The organism is Pedobacter polysacchareus, assembly GCF_019802255.1.
Lineage (GTDB): Bacteria > Bacteroidota > Bacteroidia > Sphingobacteriales > Sphingobacteriaceae > Pedobacter > Pedobacter polysacchareus.
In genome coordinates, this window is the sequence record NZ_JAHYSS010000003.1 from 527,288 (window position 1) to 547,381 (window position 20,094).

Annotated in this window: 15 protein-coding genes; 11 read left to right on the top strand and 4 right to left on the bottom strand. The window is 40.6% G+C overall.

Annotated features, from left to right (window positions below):
• A complete protein-coding gene (locus K7X70_RS09940; protein ID WP_222536910.1) occupies window positions 1-1,080 on the bottom strand; it encodes a sensor histidine kinase in 1,080 nt (359 codons plus the stop codon).
• Window positions 1,081-1,201: 121 nt separating this feature from the next.
• The gene (locus K7X70_RS09945) at window positions 1,202-3,508 is read right to left on the bottom strand and encodes a PAS domain-containing protein (protein ID WP_222536911.1); all 2,307 of its coding nucleotides are present in this window, start codon (window positions 3,506-3,508) and stop codon (window positions 1,202-1,204) included.
• Between the two features lie 119 nt (window positions 3,509-3,627).
• Here K7X70_RS09945 and K7X70_RS09950 point away from each other — a divergent pair, with 119 nt between their 5' ends.
• From K7X70_RS09950 to K7X70_RS09960, 3 genes are all read left to right on the top strand, one after another.
• The gene (locus K7X70_RS09950; RefSeq protein ID WP_222536912.1) at window positions 3,628-4,089 is read left to right on the top strand and encodes a ferritin-like domain-containing protein; all 462 of its coding nucleotides are present in this window, start codon (window positions 3,628-3,630) and stop codon (window positions 4,087-4,089) included.
• A 138-nt stretch (window positions 4,090-4,227) separates the two neighbouring features.
• Window positions 4,228-4,863 carry an MgtC/SapB family protein gene (locus K7X70_RS09955; RefSeq protein ID WP_255607059.1) on the top strand — a complete coding sequence of 212 codons (636 nt, stop codon included), beginning with the start codon at window positions 4,228-4,230 and terminating at the stop codon, window positions 4,861-4,863.
• Window positions 4,864-5,001: 138 nt separating this feature from the next.
• Window positions 5,002-6,207, top strand: a complete 1,206-nt coding sequence (locus tag K7X70_RS09960) for a BamA/TamA family outer membrane protein (protein ID WP_255607060.1) — start codon at window positions 5,002-5,004, stop codon at window positions 6,205-6,207.
• On the opposite strand, the gene K7X70_RS09965 is transcribed toward K7X70_RS09960, so the two are convergent.
• Both K7X70_RS09965 and K7X70_RS09970 read right to left on the bottom strand, forming a co-directional pair.
• Window positions 6,204-8,039, bottom strand: coding sequence for an ATP-binding protein (locus tag K7X70_RS09965; protein WP_222536914.1), 1,836 nt, complete (start codon window positions 8,037-8,039; stop codon window positions 6,204-6,206). The genes K7X70_RS09960 and K7X70_RS09965 overlap by 4 nt on opposite strands.
• Before the next feature lie 518 nt (window positions 8,040-8,557).
• Window positions 8,558-9,400 (bottom strand): universal stress protein, encoded by an 843-nt coding sequence (locus K7X70_RS09970; RefSeq protein WP_222536915.1) that lies wholly within the window; start codon window positions 9,398-9,400, stop codon window positions 8,558-8,560.
• Between the two features lie 468 nt (window positions 9,401-9,868).
• Here K7X70_RS09970 and K7X70_RS09975 point away from each other — a divergent pair, with 468 nt between their 5' ends.
• The 8 genes from K7X70_RS09975 (at window position 9,869) to K7X70_RS10010 (ending at window position 20,083) form a co-directional block, all read left to right on the top strand.
• On the top strand, window positions 9,869-10,303 hold the full coding sequence (locus tag K7X70_RS09975) for a response regulator (protein WP_222536916.1): 435 nt from the start codon (window positions 9,869-9,871) through the stop codon (window positions 10,301-10,303).
• 12 nt (window positions 10,304-10,315) lie between these two features.
• The gene (locus K7X70_RS09980) at window positions 10,316-11,065 is read left to right on the top strand and encodes a polysaccharide biosynthesis/export family protein (protein ID WP_222536917.1); all 750 of its coding nucleotides are present in this window, start codon (window positions 10,316-10,318) and stop codon (window positions 11,063-11,065) included.
• Between the two features lie 4 nt (window positions 11,066-11,069).
• Window positions 11,070-13,190: an exopolysaccharide transport family protein gene (locus tag K7X70_RS09985; RefSeq protein ID WP_222536918.1), complete on the top strand. Its 2,121-nt coding sequence runs from the start codon at window positions 11,070-11,072 to the stop codon at window positions 13,188-13,190.
• Window positions 13,187-14,437 carry a lipopolysaccharide biosynthesis protein gene (locus K7X70_RS09990; RefSeq protein ID WP_222536919.1) on the top strand — a complete coding sequence of 417 codons (1,251 nt, stop codon included), beginning with the start codon at window positions 13,187-13,189 and terminating at the stop codon, window positions 14,435-14,437. Before K7X70_RS09985 ends, K7X70_RS09990 begins: the two co-directional genes overlap by 4 nt.
• On the top strand, window positions 14,419-15,534 hold the full coding sequence (locus K7X70_RS09995; RefSeq protein ID WP_222536920.1) for a glycosyltransferase family 4 protein: 1,116 nt from the start codon (window positions 14,419-14,421) through the stop codon (window positions 15,532-15,534). The genes K7X70_RS09990 and K7X70_RS09995 overlap by 19 nt, the downstream gene beginning before the upstream one ends.
• Window positions 15,531-16,817 (top strand): O-antigen ligase family protein, encoded by a 1,287-nt coding sequence (locus K7X70_RS10000; protein WP_222536921.1) that lies wholly within the window; start codon window positions 15,531-15,533, stop codon window positions 16,815-16,817. The genes K7X70_RS09995 and K7X70_RS10000 overlap by 4 nt, the downstream gene beginning before the upstream one ends.
• Before the next feature lie 166 nt (window positions 16,818-16,983).
• Complete coding sequence (locus K7X70_RS10005; RefSeq protein WP_222536922.1) at window positions 16,984-19,377, top strand: hypothetical protein; 2,394 nt, start codon at window positions 16,984-16,986, stop codon at window positions 19,375-19,377.
• A complete protein-coding gene (locus K7X70_RS10010) occupies window positions 19,361-20,083 on the top strand; it encodes an acyltransferase (protein WP_222536923.1) in 723 nt (240 codons plus the stop codon). The genes K7X70_RS10005 and K7X70_RS10010 overlap by 17 nt, the downstream gene beginning before the upstream one ends.
• Window positions 20,084-20,094: the final 11 nt, after the last annotated feature.

Consider the following 20,094-nt stretch of genomic DNA (forward strand, 5'->3'; position numbering starts at 1 on the left):
TTAGTCCTCTAATTTCATGTATACGTTGAAAACAGATCCCTTCCCAGGCTCACTATCCACCGTAACTTTGCCCCCCGAAAGTGCTACGATCGTATTCACCAAATAAAGTCCTACCCCTGATCCTTCAGTATTTGAGTCTACACGACTAAATTTTTCAAATATAGATTGCTGCGCATCTTTCTGCATACCCATACCATTATCAGCTACACTAATCACCAGATATCCATCTTCGTTAAAGCATTTAATAAAGATTTCCGGTCTTCGGTCTTCTGGCGTATACTTAATCGAATTATTGATGAGGTTGTAAATAATACTGCGCAGTTTTCGTCTGACAAATTTGATTTCAGCACTATCAATTTGCTGTTTGATCACTACATTTCTTTCTAAAATCTGTGGAGCAAGCGCCAGTTTTACATCTGCAACAACATTATACAGATCCAATAACTCCGGCTCTGCCTGGTATTTATGTTTTTGCCAGCGGGTATCTATAAGGTCTCCAACTACCTTTTTCATTTCCGTCAAGCTGCTTTCAATATTTTTCAGCAGTGCAGGAAAATTTTCCATGCCCTTTTCTGGTAATTTTTTGAGCACCTGAACCGTTAATCCCAATGCAAAAATTGGGTTTTTAATATCATGGGCAATGGTATCTAATAAAAGTTCTTGTTCTATGATCAGCTTTTCCTGTTCTTTCAGGTCGTTGACCCTTGGGGTGATGTCTACAAAAGTAATGATCACACCATTGGTTTTGTTTTCTTTTCGTATCCGATAGGGCAAGATATTCATCTGATACCAGCACATATCCGTAGTTTGAATTTCTTTTTCCAGAATTTCACCCGTATCCATCACCGTCTGTATGTTTTCCATAATTGTTGGAAACCTAAAGTTGTCCCTGATTTCTTCAAATGGCATTCCGATGAACTCCGCTTTCAACTTAAAATGCTTCATCGCAGGCGGAGTAAACTTTCTAAGGATCAGCTGCGCATCTACAAAAAGCTGAGGGATTATGGTATTACTGAAATAATTCTCCAAATCTTCATTAAGGTCGATTAATGCGCTGGTTTGTTCATTTTTAGTGGTCATATCTGTACAGGGAGCTCGCGTTTTATAAATACAATGTTTAAACAAATTTTTACTAGGATAGTTTTTATTTATAGTCTTGCACTTAAAGACTTTATGCTGCCGGAAGCGCTGAATTTATAGGCTAAACCGGAAGAAATATGGAAAACACAGCGCCTTTACCAGGTTCACTTTCCACAGTAACCCTGCCCCCATGTCTGGAAACAATATTGTGGACTAAGAATAAGCCAATGCCAAATCCACTATAATACTTCTCATTCTGCCCTTCTACCCTGAAAAAGCGCTCAAAGATTTTTCTCTGGTCTTTCTCTTCAATTCCGATTCCATCATCTTTGATCGCCACCTGCACCTCATTACCGGTTAGCAGTACTGAAATATCCACCACATCGCTGGAAGGGGAATATTTGATGGCATTGGAAATTAAATTGATCAGCACCTGGCTCATCCGATCTCTGTCTGCGGTAACCTCTACGCCAGTTCCAAGGTCTAAATTGAAGAAACGATCCTGATGGCTCAAGCGGAAATCTTCGACAACCTCCAGCACCAAACCATCAACCGAAAAGCGTTCCATTTTCAGGTCCATCCTGCCGGCATCAATCCTGCTCAAATCCAGCATGTCACCAATGAGCCCGGTGAGTTGTACCAGGAGCACATCAATGCGCGATAGAGAAGAATTCAGCTTCTCCAAGAACTTAGAACCAGTTTCCCGGGCAAGTAACCTCAATAGCAGCTGTACATGTCCCTTGATAGAGGTCACAGGAGTTCTTAATTCATGACTCAGCATACTCACAAAGTCGCTCTTGCGCTGTTCTTCTGCTTTAAGTGACTGGATATCCGTTGTTGAACCCACCCACATGGTGATATTCCCTTCCTCATCCAAAACTGGCGAGGCTACGTTAAGGTGCCAGATATAGGCACCATCGGTGTTTTTAAAGCGCATTTCGGAAATATGAGGAACCCCTTTTTGAGCGGCTTCCGCAAGTCCGGCCTGAAAGCCAACGATTTCCGCAGGATGCAGCATCTGATGATAGCCGAAGTCTCTAAGGCTTTCAAAGTCCATTCCAGCATAATTAAGCCATTGTTTGTTAAAGAAGGTGACCTCTCCATTAGGGCTTGCGTTGGAAATCTTGGCGGGTACCAGATCGGCAAGCCTTCTGAAATGCTGTTCGCTTTTCTCTACCAGTTTTCTCGAATTCACTTGTTCTGTCACTTCTACGGCGACCACAAGGATATCTGAAACATTTCCGTCCAGCCCATCCACCGGCTGATAGACCACATTAAAAAACAGCTCTTTCAGTTCCCCGTCATGTTCTAAAATGGCCCCGATCTCATTCGCATTAAAAGCTACTCCTGAAGTATACACCTCGTCTAGTATGCCCAGGAAAGGCTGTCCCTTAAGTTCAGGAAGCACTTTCATCAGCGGAAGGCCGATGATATCACTTTTCTTTCCCCAAACCTGTCGAAGGCGTTGGTTGGCAGTTTCTACCAACAGTTCCCTGCCATGGAGTACGCCGATCGCAACCGGTGCCTCCTGGATTAGAAACTTAAAGCGTGCCTCACTTTGGGCCAGCAGTTGATTTGCCACAGAAAGCTGTTCATTAGCTGAGCTGAGTTCCTCTGCGTATTTCTCCAGTAACCGTTTGGAAATTACCCGGTCTGTGATCTCAAAAGACATCACCAGCACCCCATTTCTATTCCCTTCCAGGTCTAGCAGCGGCTGATAGGTATAGTCTACATAAGTCTCACGTGTGCTGCCGTCTGCCATCGTAAACAGCACCTGGCTTTCCTTCACATCTAACACCTCTCCCGTTTCCATAACCTGGAGCAATTGTCCGGCAAAGGGTTGATTGGCCAGGTCAGGCAGGATCTCCAGAAAAGGTCTCCCTATTACTTCTTCACGGGATTTTTTCCAGTAGTCCAGGTTGGTATCATTGATCATCTCCACCACCAGGTCCTTTCCTCGAATCACTACTACCGAGGCTGGGAGCATGTTCAAAATCTGATTCAGGTTGTCGGTGGCCTTATCAGCAGTTGATTTGCTTTCTTTAGGACCACTAGGATTTGGTTTCTCCAGGATCCAGACGCCCACTTTACTGACCTCTGCCTTTTCATCCAGCACAGGGGCATAGATAAAGTTGACCTGAATTTCTTCCTCTTTGCCATCACGCTGCACCTGAAGAGCGATTTCATCCGTAAAATAGCTTTCTCCAGTATTGGCGATGTCCCTGACTGCAGCTTTATATTTTCCGCTCAGTTGTGCAAAGGACTCCAGGAAAGACTTTCCGATGATGGCCTCTTTCCCGATCCCGGTGATCTCTATAAATTTATCATTCACCAGCTCTGCCAGAAGGCCGTCTGCATTCAGGATACAAATACCAATAGGTGTACTATCCACTATAGTTTTCAGCAAAGGACTGTCTGTTAAATTCATTTCTGTTTAAAAAAATGCTAATGTAAGCTAATAAATGCCTAAACTAATCAATGCGATGCCGTTTAAATGAAACCTTTCCTGGGAGGAGGCTGTTATTCATTTAAACAAAATCTATAAACATGGAAAACACAGCAATTAACTCAGAAATCCTTAACGACCTTATTCAAATTAATAACGACCGTGTAGCTGGCTATGAAAAGGCGCTTTCTGAATTATCAGATCAAGACAATGACTTGAGATCATTATTTTCAGAAATGATCAGACAAAGCAAACAGCATAAAGCTACATTGACACAAGAAGTGCAGGTATTAGGCGGTGATGCAGAAACATCCAGTACTACCACTGCAGGAAAAATCTATAGGGCATGGATGGATGTAAAAGCCATTTTTACAGGCAACGATCGTGAAACAGTCTTAAACAATTGCGAAGCTGGTGAAGATGCTGCTCAAAAAGCATACAAAACAGCTTTAGAAACAGAAGGGCTTTCTCTGCACTTACAAAATATTATTTCTGAACAAAAAGCAGATTTATACGACTCACACAATGAGATAAAAGCGCTTAGAGATCGCGTATCCTCCTAGTTTATTTCAGAACTGAAGCTTATAAATTAAGATCGTTATCCAGCATAACGGTCTTAATTCGTTTAAATTCTATCTATTTTAAAACAAATCCCTCCAATAACAGTTACTGGATAACAAATCATCAATTGAAATTTATTTATGGATTTTACAGTAGAATTAGAGGATATGGTGGCTATGCTGGTTTCCATTATATGCGGTGGTGCAATAGGTTTTGAGCGAGAGTATAAAAATAAATCTGCAGGTTTTCGCACCATCATTTTGATTTCCCTCGGCTCTACAATTTTCACGATAGTTTCCGGACATGGCGCCGGAGCAGATGATCGGATTTCGGCAAATATCATCACCGGAATAGGCTTTATCGGAGCTGGTGTGATATTTAAAGACAAAGTTTCCGTCAGGGGGATCACCACTGCCGCAGTCATCTGGACTTCTGCCGCTATCGGAATGACCACTGGTATTGGGTACCATGCCTTAGCGTTATGTCTTACAGTCATCACCCTAGCGATACTCTTAATGGTGACCAAAGTAGAACGAATGATTGCTCAGCTTCAAAAAGAACAACTGGTAAGCGTTACGTTTCGGAAGCCCGAATTCAATCAGATTGACCACCTTGAAAAGGTCTTGAGCACCAAAAACCTATCTCTGGAACGTTTGGAAGTATCAAAAGAAAAAGATCATTTAATGGTGGTTTACAAAGTTTCTGGCAAAAAGAAGTATTTGGTAGAAATGAATGAAACCCTTGCCACCCTTCCAGAAATAATTAGTTTTTCTTAAAAAAATGGATTTGGACCATAAATGGAGCTATCTTTGTGTACAGATCTTAATTAAGAGTTTTTAGCGCTATTCTCCAAATTCCTTATCCCTATTTATTGCCTTATGATCTATTTAAAACCTTGCATTAAGATATGCTTAATGATGATGCTGTTCCCCTTTGTAGTCAATGCACAAAATGCAGGAAATGTACTTCCGGAAAACAACCAGGTCCTTGATACTGCAAAACAGAAGGATTTGATTGATGTGGCCAAATCTATTTTCCACATTAAGCCCGGAAAAATAAGGGAACAAAAGGGAAAACAAATTTACTTCTCCATATTGCCTGTTGGCGCAACAGTGCCAGGGGGATCTGGCAGAGCTTTGATCACCAGCACTACTGCTGCCATGTATCTTGGCCCAAAAGCCACTACCAATCTATCTACTGCAACTTTTACACCTTACTGGAACTTTGGCAGCCGCTTTGGCCTGCCCATCCGCAATAACATCTGGCTTCCGGATAATACCTGGTTGATCCAGGGAGATACCCGCTTTTTAGTGTACCCTCAATTTACCTGGGGCCTGGGCAATAGCCACAGCGAAAAAGATAAAGTTTTGCTAGACTATAAGTATATCCGCTTTTATCAGAATGCATTGAAACGGATCCGCCCTTACTTTTATGCCGGATTGGGCTACAACCTGGATTATCGATTTAACATTAAACCTGAAGATGGGGAAATAGACCTGGCCAGCTATACTGGTTATAAATATGGTACAGGCAGCAATTCGGTTTCTTCGGGTCTGAGTTTAAACCTGGTTTATGATACCCGCAGCAATGCGATAAATCCGATGCCTGGAATGTACGCAAACCTGGTATACCGGATCAATCCTACCTATTTGGGCAGCAACAATACCTGGAGGTCATTGTACCTGGATGTGAGGAAATACATTTCCATGAACAAGGAAAAACCCAATCAGCAGAATACCCTTGCGTTATGGTCTTATTTATGGACTGCATTAGATTCCAAAACCCCATACCTCGATTTGCCGAGTACAGGCTGGGATCCTTATAACCGTTCGGCAAGAGGGATAGACCAGAACCGCTATAGAGGAAGAAGTCTCTTTTACCTGGAGAGTGAATACAGACGTGACATCACCAGTAATGGTCTGGTTGGATTTGTGGTGTTTGCCAACGTCAATTCTGTTGGCGTCAGCAAAACACAGGCCTTATTTTCGTCCTGGAAACCCGCCGCAGGAACCGGACTCCGCCTCAAATTTAATAAAGGATCCAATACCAATATTGGCATTGACTATGGGATGAGTAAAGGCTATAAAAGCATCTCTTTTAACCTTGGAGAGGCATTTTAGTCTTTGTAATTGCTATGCTCCATCCTGGCGCTCTGCTCCAGTTTTGCTTTGAGCTGTTCCACAGAAAATGGTTTCAGTAAAAAATCATCCAGGTACCGAAGTTCAGGATGTTCCTCTACGGACATCCCTATGGAAGCGGTCAATGCAATGATACAGACCTTATTTTTTTGTGGATCGCTCAACTCACGAATCTGTTTACTGGCTTCAAAACCACTCATCACAGGCATATTAATGTCCATGAATACTAAATCATAAGGTTTTGCTACTACCGCATTCAGTGCGAGCTGTCCATTTTCTGCTACATCGGCAACCAGTCCCCATCTGGTCAGCGTTTTCTGCAGCACCATCACATTTACAGGATTATCCTCGGCAATCAGGATCCGCAGATGCCCAATTTTAGTGTTGAGTTCCCCGGACATTATATCTTCTGAAACCTCCTCATTGATGAGCTCAGGAAAGGTCAATTCGAAACTAAACAAGGTTCCTATCCCCTGTTCCGATTTAAAGTTCAAAACACCGCCATGAAGATCCACCAGTCTGCGGGCAATGCTTAAACCAAGACCAGTTCCCTGGAATTGATCGGCGCTGTGGTGTTCCGCACGAAAATAAGGCTCAAAAACACGAGCTTGCTGCAGTTCAGGAATTCCGATCCCGGAATCTTCAATTTCAAATTTAATCTTTAGCCTGTCGGAATCGGCCATTACAACAATGGCCCTAATTTTAACAAATCCTGAAGCTGTAAATTTAATGGCATTTCCGACCAGGTTAAAAAATATTTGGGTCAGCCGGATCTGGTCTCCCATCACCAATTTCGCTTTAATCCGATCATCCATGTCAAGCTCAAACGCTAAATCTTCATTCAAAACACGCAGTTTTAGCGCCCCATATATATTGCTCAGTAAAAGATCCAGACGGAAACTTGTATTCTCCAGCTGTTCCATCCCAGCATCCAGACGGTTAAAGCTCAGGATATTATTGATGGTCGACATCAGGTTTTCTGATGAAAAACTTAAGATCTCCAGGTTTTCCTTTTGGCCGGCTCTTGGGTTGTCTTCTAATAAAACATTGGTCATCCCGATCACCGCATTTAAAGGAGTACGCAGTTCATGAGACATGGTCGCCAGAAAGTTAGTTTTCGCTGCAGCCACTTTTTCAGCGGAAAACAGCGATTTCTTAAGATAAGCAGTCAGTATACGCTCCTTGCGGCTGGTTTTCTTAAATGCCCTGAAAAAATAATGGTGAATAAATATCAGCAGTAAAAAGTTAAATACTAAAGCGAAACTATACTCATAATAGTTTGTAGACAGGTTGCCAATCGACAGGTCAATCTGACTAAAGTTTTTGATGAAAAACAAAGCCACTACAGACAAGGTATTGACCAGCGAATAAATCAGTCCCCAGCGAAATCCAAGGATATAATAACCACCTGATATGATGATCAGGACGTATTGAACGGTGACGATGTTAATCCCGTCCTGCAGCAATAACATGTTCGACCAAACTAAACAAGTCAGGCAAAAAATAAAATAATGCCCGATCTTTTTCCAGGATACCTCTTTAAAAATCAGGACCAGCCCCAGCAGCAAAAGCAGCAGCAATATACCGATTCTATACCCAAGGATACTGGGTTCCTGAAAGCAGTAAATGACCAATAATACGACGCTCTGCATAGAAAAAGCAATCAGTAACTGGACAAGAATGACGATTCTTCCACGATTGAGCAGCCCGACTTCCTTGTTGCGGATTGCTTTAAATTTATCTAAAAACCTTCTCATATTGATTCCCACAAAATTTCCATGTTCTTTTAACCTGTAAATCATTGATATTTTCATTCAAAAACAAGCGCAATTGAAATCCTGCCAGCATTTTGAAACTTCTGAACAAATTTATCCCGCATACTCTATTCCTATATAGCCTCTCCAAAAGGCATATTAAATCCGCATCCCTGGCATTTAACACCAGGGTTATTGGTTAAAAAATCAAATAATAACGTTATTCCATACTTTAATAAAACATACCACAGCAGCAGTACCTCCCCTTCTTTTCTAATATCCAGTATGATACGATTACAATATAGCTCTATACAAAGCACATACCATCCCAAATGAAGGCATGGGATTAAAATTTATCGAAAAATATATTTATGCGCCTAGAGAACCCCAGGCCCCTAATTAGGAAAATATGTGATCGAATGCCCGGTTTTTTATCCATAAAAAAAAAGCTGGCACAATTGGTGCAAACAAGAGCCCATCAAAGCAGATAAAAGAAACTGAAATGAGCCATACAGACAAGTAAATTGAGCCTTAGGAGAAATAACAAAGACGTATTGGCGGATGACCGCTTTATCCGGTTATTTGGAAGAGCAGACCAACAGTGGAATTTTAGTATGCATGGAAAGTTTTTGAGTATAATTTACTTTAAACATTCTTTCCAAAAAATTATGTCTATGGTGGGTGATAGCTATCAGGTCATAATTCTCTTGCTCAGCAATCCAATCCAGCCCATTGTCTATGCCTATATTCCAGATATACTCATATTTAATGATTGAAAAATTGATGCTGAGGCTTACTTGATTAAAAAAGGCATCTATTTTCCGGCGCATGCTACTTTGTGACTCTACCCCTTTATTTGTGATGTGCACAATCGCCACCTGGGCATTTAATACTAATGCCAGGTTGATTATAAATTGTAAGGAACGCACATCTTCTAAATTGAGATCAGTTGCAAATGCAATTTTTCGAATGTTGTTAAAAGCTGCCGCATCAGGTACCAGTAACAATGGAACTGTTGCTTTTTCAAGTATTTCTTTATTTTTGCCCTTAAAAAACAGCTGACTGGGCGTTGTAATTCCAGCTATTCCCATCACTATAATTTCTACATTTTGCTCTTGAACGAAAGAGCACATGACGTCACAAACATTCCCTTCGGCACTTTCATAGGCTAAATGAGGATCATATTCTTCGTCGATAACGGAGTATGCGGGATCGGCCAGCAATTTACCTATTAAACTACGATCCTTTGTGCCACTGGCTTGATCATTCACTAATGACCAGCCAAACTGACCTTCATCTCTTACTTTAATCGCATGATACAATAAGATATCCATCTTGAGTTTTTTCGCTATTGCTACGGCATAATGTGCAGCATTTTCAGACGGTACTGAGCAATCGGTGGCTACTAAAATCTTTTTCATAAACCATAATATTTACATTTTTACTACAATGAAATTTCCTAAGCTATTTACGCTTTCATTATTGTTTCTTTATACCACGACAGGCTTGAAAAGAGCGCACATCAAAACAATACTCATAAATGTATTGCAAACCAATGAGTTAAATAATGATCCACATCATATTTATAAATGACATGGAGCAGGATATTGCTTTAACGACCGGAACAAATAAAGCACAGCAATTTTTCTTTAAAAATAACAGCGGGGACATACCTGCTTTTTAAAATCGGTTCGCTATATTTAATAAACCCTCTCATTTGAATCAGAATGCTGAATTCTATCTCTTCAAACAAAAAGAAATTGTCCATAATATGGAATCAAGATCCATGATTTGGAATATCCCAATCGTAAAACCTCATTTAAACCCAACAGAATGCTATTCTTTGATTTGGCACCTGTTTAGAATAAGGCTATGTAAACCTTTAAATCATGGAAACAAGTCGCACATTTAAAATATACCTGGTAGATGACGATGCCTTTTGTCTGAACCTATATAAACTTCATCTTGAAAACCTCGACTATAGTGACATCACACTTTTCGACAATGAAACTACTTTCCTTAATCATTTAACAGAAAGTCCTGATGTTATTTTTCTCGATTATGAGCTCAGTGATCTAAGCGGCATAGAAGTACTCAAAAAAATAAAGCGGTTCAATCCTGATCTCTTTGTTGTTTTTCTATCCGGTCAGGCGAGTATTGGAACCGCAGTGAATGCTTTAAAATTCGGCGCTTTTGATTACATCGTAAAAGGTCCTGAAGAATTCACGCAGATCACTAAAGTACTCCTTAAGATTAAAGAAATTAAGGAGCTCATGCTGCTCAACAAACCTGGTTTTCTGAGTAAAATTAAATCCCTATTTTAATTACAAACTGTTATGAGAACGTCAATCCCTTGCCTCATTATATCATTAACCATTTTATTGCTCAGTTCCTGTACGACTCAGAATTTATTAACTGGAGCAAAAAGTCATTCCACCTTAGCAGATACTGTTTTTGCCTATAACCCCCATTATGAATACACGCTTGCCAAAGATGATAAGATTAGTATAAGTGTTTGGGACCATGATGACCTTAGTGTGGGCTCGGTCTACGGGATTTATAATTCTAATGAAGTTTATGGAAAATGGCTGATGTTAAATGATCAAGGTACAGTAACCGTTCCTAAACTTGGTGAGGTGAACCTGTTGGGTTTAACCATTCCGCAGGCGAAGGAAAAGCTGACAGCAGGATTTAAAAAGTGGATTGTCAATCCAATAATTGAGATAAAGATCCTAAACAAAGAAGTATCCATATTGGGGGAGCTTAAAACCCCAGGTAAGTATCTGCTGGAGAAAAGCAATACGACCTTATTGGACATCATCAGCCGGGCCGGCGACTTTGATTTTTATGCCAATAAGAAAAGTATCCAAATTATACGGATGGTTAACAATAGACCGGTAACCCATATTGCAGACCTTACGAAGATGGACCATTACTTAAGCTCAAACATACAAATACAACCGGGTGATGTGATCTATGTGCCTAGTCGTAAAGGTAAACATTGGGATAAAAGAGTGGGCTCTACCATAGTGCCAATTGCCTCGGCGATCAGTTCAATAGTTTTGATTTGGGGAATTCTAAAATAAAATCATGAGCAATTCAAAAAATAGTTTAGCTGCATTAGGCCCTTTATACCGGGGATTGCCAGTCATTTTACTGGTCATGTTTTCAGCCATTTTTATAGCAAAGAAATACCTGAAATACACTACCCCTGAATTTGAAAGCACTGCAAAAATAAAACTAGCAGATATTCATGAAGGAGTTAACAACAGTAATCTCTTTAAAGATTTTGATGTTTTTGCAACCAGTAATAAAATTGGAGCCGAAGTAGAGTTGTTAAAATCTAAAGTATTGGTTTCTAAAGTAATTGAAAAACTACCTTTAAAAACATCCATCTACCGAGTGGGTGAAATTCATAAAACAGAGTTGTACGACAATTCCCCATTCCTGGTAACTGCAATTATAAAAAACAAAAAATGGTTCGACGGCAGGTTCAGCTTGCATTTATATGCTGATTCTCTTTTTAAACTGCTTTCTCCCACAGGAGAAAGCATCGAGGGAAAACTAAATCATCTGGTGACAAACAAGATGGCAGACCTCATGATTTCCAGGAATGAGCCTGTTTTAAAAAACAGACCAGGTTTACAGGTAAATGATAATTATGAATTCAGTGTACACTCCGCTGATAAACTGGCTGATGACCTCATTGCCGGACTGGATGTGATGGCTGTTGATAAAGACATCCCGGTTTTGCGGATCAGCTACAAATGCCCTGTTGCACAAAAATCAGCGGATGTAGTCAATACATTGTCTGCGGCTTACATCGCAGACTACATAGAGCAGAAATACAAATCGGCAGATACTACTGAGGATTTCCTGAACAAACAACTTCACACCTATAGTAAAAAGCTTTCCTCGAGTGAAAATGCCATACAACACTATCGGGATCAACATGACATCATCAATATCCCTCAGGAAACAGAAACAGACCTCAGAAAAATTGCTGATTTAAAAAAGCAACTGGCGAGTGTAAAAATGAATCTGAATGCAGTAGATAGTCTAAATGACTATATGAAGAATGGCAAGGAAAAATTTCTTCAACTTGCGCCCAACTTTGAGGCATTTACAGATCTGCTGAGTACTGAACTGGTAAAAAAAGCAAAAGAACTGCAACAGGACAGAAGTGATCTGCTGCTGCGTTATACACCTGAACATGAAAAGGTGAAAGTAATCGATGAAAAGCTCAAAGACATTAGTAATTATATGCTGGAAAGCATTAAAAATACCCAAAGTAACCTTCGTATTAAATACAGAGATCTGGATCAAAGTATCCATGAATCCGAAAAGGTATTTTCCGGACTTCCAGGCAGAGAAAAAAACATGACAGTTCTGGAAAGAAACTTTGGGCTTAATGATCAGGTATATCGGTTTTTACAGGGAAAAAGAACAGAAGCAGAAATCGCAAAGGCAGCAACCATTTCTTTTCATAGAATTATTTCAGCAGGTGAAGTTCCGATCAAGCCGATCTCCCCTAATGTTTCCATCATTTTAATCCTTTCCATCATTCTGGGCCTGATGGCAGGAATCGGAGTCGTGTATGCGGTACATATTTTAAAATCAAGAGTAAATAATGAAGATACCATTAACCGCCTCACTGATTTACCAGTTGCTGCTGCTGTCCCCTATTTTAAAAAAACCATTGACAGGGAATATTTTTTCAAAAGCTGGGTATTACAAATGGAATTAAAAGGTTTGCTAAAGAAAGGAACTGTACTCCTGATCTCTTCATTTGATCATCTGGAAGGAAAGCAATTTATTGCCTCGGCATTAAGTCATGAATTCAGCGTATTGAATCAGGATTACCTTTTCATTGATGCCTCAAAAGAGCTGGCTTCAGAACTGACCAGACCTGAGTCCTGGAAGCAATATCTTGAAACCCTCAAAAAAGAGAAGGATATCATTCTGATCAAAAACTTCCCGCTGAATGATAATCCGAGCTCCCTGCTATTGATGGCAACAGCAGACTTAAATCTTTTCATTCTGGACAGTCGAATTACAAAGAAAGCAAGCGTTAGTTCAGCTCACCTGCTTCATGAAGAACTTAGGATCCCAAACATTCAATTTGTATTGAACAGAGCGGGATACATTCCCAGTTTATTCAACCAGATAAAAGAAATGGCATTGCATATTCTTAACAAAAAGAAATCATGAGTTTATTTAAACAGATCACTGAAAAATACTGGGTACTGGCCGATCAGGTGGTGGTCAGTGGTTCGGCATTTTTAACGAACCTTTTACTTGCTAAAGCAATGGGGTTACCCGAATATGGTAAATTTTCGATCATGGTGATGGTTCAATTGTTTATCCTTTCTGTAAGTATGGCTTTTAGTTCTCAAGTGTATCAGGTGAACTATCCCAGCTTAGCAGCCAATGATCAAAAAAAGTTGACCCGGGGAATGTTGGGTATTCAATTTATGGTTGCAGCACTGATCTTGATGATGGCATTACTGGGCTTTTCCATATGGCATATTTCCGGCTTCAAAGCCATGAGTTTTACCACCGAAATACTCATTATGGCAACGCTTTCCACCGTTCTTTATCTTTTACAAGATTTCCTGAGACGTGTTTTTATTACCAAAACAGAAGGAAGAAATGCTTTTTTAATTGACAGCCTCACTAACATCCTCCAGATTACCGCCTTATTACTTGCCTGGCATTTCAATTTATTAGGGCAAGCGATGGCCTGGAGCATCATCGGGTTGAGCTTTCTTCCCTCGGTTGTCTGCGGTATTGTCTTGTTAAAACCTGAAGCCATCACCTTCGCCGACATCAGGTTTTCCTGGAAGCTTCAACTTGTAAAAGGAGGATGGCTGATTGGTTCTTCCCTCCTGCAATGGGGTTCGGGATATTTCTTTGTGATCGCCGCTGGGTGGTGGTTAGGGGCAGCAGCATTAGGGGCTTTAAGGCTTGCCCAGTATATTTTTGGACTATTAAATTTGCTTTTACAGGCAATTGAGAACTATGTTTTACCTAAAGTTGTAGCAATTAAAGCGGATATGTCGGTCTACTGGTGGCAGTTAATGCGTAAATCATTGGTCATGATCGTCCCTATCCTCTGCCTGCTTAGTTTATTTGCAAATGACATTTTCAGTATCATTGGTGGCCCTGAATATCAACAATATACATTTATCATTTATGGATTAAGTATTGTTTACCTACTCATTACTATTGGCTATCCTGTCAGGATCGCCATACGCTCCCTTGAACTAAACAGAGCTTATTTTATAGGGTATATCTTATCCGTAAGCACCGGCCTGATGCTTGCCCCCTGGCTCATCAAAACATGGGGAATACAGGGTGTACTTGCAGGAATCTTTCTCACGCAGCTGATCATGATTTGCTATTGGTCAATTATTCTTCAGCGCAAATATTCAATATTATGGAAATCATACATTTAATACTTGGAAAAGCTAATCCTGACCGGATGAATGGCGTTAATAAAGTGGTTCATGAAATGGCAACAAGACAATGTGCCTCAGGAGAAAATATTGAAGTTTGGGGAATTACCCCTCATCCGATTCATGATTATCCAGCTAGGAATTATACCACAAGGTTATTTCAATCCGGAAGAAATGCATTCTCAATTAGCGATGCGCTGAAAAAGGAGATCAGTGCAAAGAAAAATGGCAGTATTTTTCATCTGCACGGCGGGTTCATCCCTCAAATGTATAGTGCTGCAATGTGGATGAAAAAGAATAAAATTCCTTTTATCATCACTCCTCATGGCAGTTACAATACAATAGCCTTATTGAGAAACAGGTTCATTAAGTATCTGTATTTCCTGTTTTTTGAACAGAAAATATTGCAGGCAGCAAGCTCCATACATTCCCTGGGACAGTCTGAAATTGATGGTTTACAAATGGTATTTCCCAATAAGAAATCGGTACTCATTCCTTATGGACTTGATGAACTTAAAGCGATGGTTCCATGGAAAAAGACAGGGAAATTTATCGTTGGCTATTGTGGCAGGCTTGACCTTCACACCAAAGGGATAGTAGAGCTAATGGAGGGCTTTGGGCTTCTTAAACAGGAACGATTAAACGCAGAATTATGGATCATAGGCGATGGAAAAAAGGAGGACATGGAAAAGCTGATTAAAATTGCCATCAAGATGAATTTACAACACTCAATAGCCTTTTTAGGTTCGCGCTATGGAGAAGAAAAAAACCTATTGCTGCAACAATTAAATGTCCTGGCAGTCCCTAGCAGAAATGAAGGGCTCCCAACAGTTGTCTTTGAGGCAGCCTCCATGGGCATTCCCTGCCTGGTTACAAAAGCGACAAATACTGGTGATTATATCCATCAGTATATGGCTGGGGTCGTTATCGAACACACTGATCCTAAGGAAATACACCAGGGACTAGTGAGCTTGTATGAAACCATGCAAACCGCAACCGGTCTGAGTAATATAAGGGCTAATGCGAGGCGGATGGTAAAAGAGGCTTTCGACTGGACGATGATCTTAAATAGATTTCATAAACTATACGAGGCATGAAAGTCCAGGAAGTCGCCAACAATCATAGGAAGTTCTTAAAGAGAACCGAATGGCTATTGTTAATAGTCTTGTTTTTTATGGTTGCTGGTTTTTTCACCTGGAGCGAAAATATTGGGATTACAAGGGCGATTAAGGTGTTCAGTAGAATAGGCATGACAACAGCGGCTTTTATAATCCATCAAATGATTGTTAAAAAGGGTGCGATCGGCGCTTTCGAATGGAAAAACCAATGGTCTCCCTTTTTGTATTTCGGATATCTTGGTTTAAGTTTCACCTCTTTTCTTTGGAGTACCGATGTTTCCTACAGTGCACTACAATGGTTAATGGATTTGGAAAGCCTGGTTTTTGCCTTTTATTTCATGAAATCACTGATGCTTCTGGATGCGTACTTTCCAGAAAACACGATTAGATTTTATCACCTGATGGGCAATACCGTTTTCCTGCTGATGCTCATTTTTGTACTAGGAATGTGGTTTAATCCAGATGACTTTATGCGTTTGGTTGAGGGAGGAGAAGATCAGCGGCTGGGCGGATATATCATGAACCCGAATGAGCTGGGAATGCTTTGCGGACTAGGGATTTCTTGTCTCATTTTTGATCTTTACCGCAATCACCAGCGGTGGTGGACCATCCTGAAAATTGCCATCCTTGCTTATGCACTGATCATGACCAAATCAAGGTCCTCTTTGGTAGGCCTCCTCCTGATCATCTATTTTCATTTGCGCAGATCAGAGTCTAAAATATTAAAATATGCGATTTACACTGCCATTATCGGGGTGATACCAATCGCAGTGGAAAAGCTGATCCTAAGGAAAGGAGGAATCGATGACCTCCTTTCTATGACTGGGAGAATGCCCTTCTGGAAGGCCCTGATCAATGAAGGATTACCTAGAGAACCCTGGTTTGGCTTTGGTTTTATGCGAATTGATTATAAAGATCATTTTGAAAGCGTTCATACTTATGCAGGTCATATGACCCACAATACTTTTATGCAAGTACTCATGAACCTCGGTTTCGTAGGATTTCTCCTTGCAATCACTCAACTCACTTTTACCATCCGCGGCTTTTTAAAGGAACCCGAAGAAAAAAAACTGATGCTATTGGGCATTCTTATTCCAGTGCTGATCAACTCTTTTACAGAGTTTGGGATTTTTGGCGAGACCAATTATGGGATATTATTTTATCAGATGCTCATCTTTTCAATTAGTCTGAAGACATATGATAGATTTACCACGAGCGAACGCCTGTTCTTAAAAAGAAGGCGACCAGATCTCTCTTTGTAACCAGACCAGCTATCCGTTTTCCATAATTTGGAAATACCTTCCCTTTATTGGATTAATCAGTTGGGGCTAAATCTCAAAAAACACTGATTCCAGACAAATTAAGGCGGTTTAACCACAATAACAAACACTGGCATCATTGTGGGATTTATAGTAGAAAATTAAAGCTATGCATCCCGATAGAGAAATTTTCATCCAATCGTTAAGACAATTAGGAATACCTGTAACGTTGAAGGCCAACTTATTGACATCAAATGCTATTCCCTGCAATTACATCTGTAACCCTGATGGCAGCATACGCTGGGTTTGGCCTTCCAGAGTCAGACATGCTGATTTCCTGAAATTTTATCACCCTAGTGGTTTCAAGGCCATGCTGTTTGTTATTACGGCTTCGATTCTAGCGAAGTTAGGCATGCTGGCTTTTTTAAGAGGAGGAATGTTCAAGATGTACACTTCCAGACCTTATACCAAAGACCATAGATGGGCCTGGTTTTCAGGGACTGCTGGTCCAGGTAGGAAAGCGATTTTATGGCACCTTGCACCAGAACTCCATACAGGTTATTTTTACAAAATCCCTACTGGCCCATTGGCAGCAGCAAATCTCCAAAGGGAGGCCGAGACACTAAAATCCTTTTCGGAGATCCATCAAACTAACATTATCGTCCCAGCATCAACCATATTCAGCAATGATATTTTAAAAATACAGGACATCGGTCAGGGAACGACCAGAAGAAACAGATTCGACCAACTTCCATATAACGCGGTAAAAACCTGGCTGGAAAGGGGTTTAAGGATTCAAACTTATGAAGCATCCTCATTTAAAATTAAACTTGAGGAGATGATCTCAAATTTAAGCCTGCTCAATGACCACAGAATTCCAAATCAAATGATAAAGAAACTGGAGGTATTGCTAAACAGCAATCCTGTTCCTAAAACATTCATTAGTAGTAATTCCCATGGCGACTTTACCCCCTGGAACGTCATGATCAAAGCTGAAAAACTCCATATCATTGATCTTGAGCTCAGTCAGAATGATATGCCGGCCTTATTTGATTTGTTTCATTTTATATATCAATCAAACATATTAATCGGCAACAATAGCTATGCTGCCATTAGAAAAGAACTGGATCGGCTATTTGCCAATCCAGACTTTATCAGATTTTTCGAAGCGCATCAAATTGACCCAGCGCAAGCCGAAACTATGTATTTACTTTATACTATTGCCTATTACCTCCATGTTTATGCCCAGCAGCCACAATGGCATACCCAGGTCAACTGGCTATTAAAAACCTGGAATGAAGCACTCAGTATGCAATTGCAAAAGCACCAGGTTGAAGCGGTCAGAAATACGGTATTGATCGATCTTGGAGTGTTACTCCGCACCAAAAAATACGCCGCTTTGAAATGGATGTATGAGGGAATTGAAACACTGCCTGAGGATTCGGATATTGACCTTTGCATTACGCATCAGGATGCAAAAATGCTAATCAAGGAATTAAAGCAACATCCCCTGATTGTTAAAATCTTCCTTTCCAGGAAAAGCTTTATGACTCAATTGGAGTTGGTTTGCCTGGATGGAAGTCTTATTCATATTGATTTGATCTATACTTTCAAAAGAAAAGCGTTTGTGTTTTTAAGTGCGGCAACTTTACTTGACAATACCACCCTACATCCTGGGGGGCTAAAAATACCCAGTAAAGAAGAGAACGCTGAATACATCAGGCTTTTTTACCTCTTAAATCATGCTGAAGTTCCGGAACGCTATCAGCCATTATTACAGATTACCTATTCCTTTCCAGCACAGAATAAGACTGAGGAATATCAAAAAAGCAGGCAAAACAGCGGTTGGAGAAAATATCTGCATCTGGCAGAATATGGGATGGATACGCTGAGAAGCTGCTTTTCAAATCATGGTTTTGTCATCACCTTTAGTGGTGTTGATGGTGCCGGGAAGAGCACCGTAATTTCACATATTCAACGGTTAATAGACAAGAGATTGAGGCGGAAAGTGGTGGTTCTTCGCCACCGGCCAGGTCTGCTGCCAATTATCAGTTCCTGGAAATATGGCAAAGTGCAAGCAGAATATAAAGCGGCAAATTCTTTGCCCCGCCTGGGCAGCAATCAGAACAAATGGTCTTCCATCCTGCGATTTGGCTATTATTACCTGGATTATTTAATAGGTCAATGGTTCATACAACTTCGCTATGTATCCCAAGGGTATATTGTACTGTACGACCGTTATTATTTTGATTTCATCAATGATGCTAAGAGAAGTAACATTGTACTTCCCTCCTCTTTTACAGCCTGGTGGTATCGATTTCTTGTTCAGCCCAAGCTTAATTTTTTCCTTTTCGCAGATGAGCAGCTCATTATGGAGCGGAAACAAGAACTGGATGGGCAAACCATTCGAAAACTGACAAAAAGTTACCTGATGCTCTTTGACAAGTTAAAAGTGAATTCTCCGCAAGCGCTATATATTCCACTCGAAAATTTGCAGCTCAGCACTACCCTTACCACTGTATTCAACTATATAAAACTTCAGCACGATGAAAGCTATCATTGAAAAATTGATCCGATTCAGAAACCCTTCCTTTCGATTCGATCAGCATTTAAGCCTAAGGATTATTCTTCATTTCGCCTTCAAACAGTTGATAACCTTAGTCAGAGGACTCCGCCTCTTTTTATATTTTAGAAATCCTAAAAGGATGATGCTGGGAACCGGAGTTCAGTTTTTTGTCCTTTCACACATCCGTTGGGGTAATTATGTTAAAATAGCAGACCATGTAATGATCAGTGCCCTTGGAACGGAAGGGATCAGACTCGGAAACAATGTTGGAATTGGCGCTTACAGCAGGTTGATCCTGGCTACTTCATTTGATCGCATCGGAAAATACATTGAAATCGGAAATAATGTTGGAATTGGTGAATTTGCCTATTTGGGGGGAGCAGGTGGACTACATATTGGTGATGATTGTATCATCGGACAATATTTCAGTTGTCATCCGGAAAACCACCTGTTTGATGATTTAGCTACACCGATAAGGAATCAAGGAGTTATCCGGACCGGCATTCATATAGGAAAAAACTGTTGGATTGGCAGTAAGGTAACCATTCTTGACGGCGTGAAGATTGGACAGGGATCTGTAATTGCTGCAGGAGCGGTAGTCAATAAATCATTTCCTGCCAACTCCATCATCGGTGGTGTACCTGCGCGCTTGCTCAAAACCAGGCTGCCTTTTACTGAGAAGGAAATCATTAAAGCAAATTAACCCTACCGCAC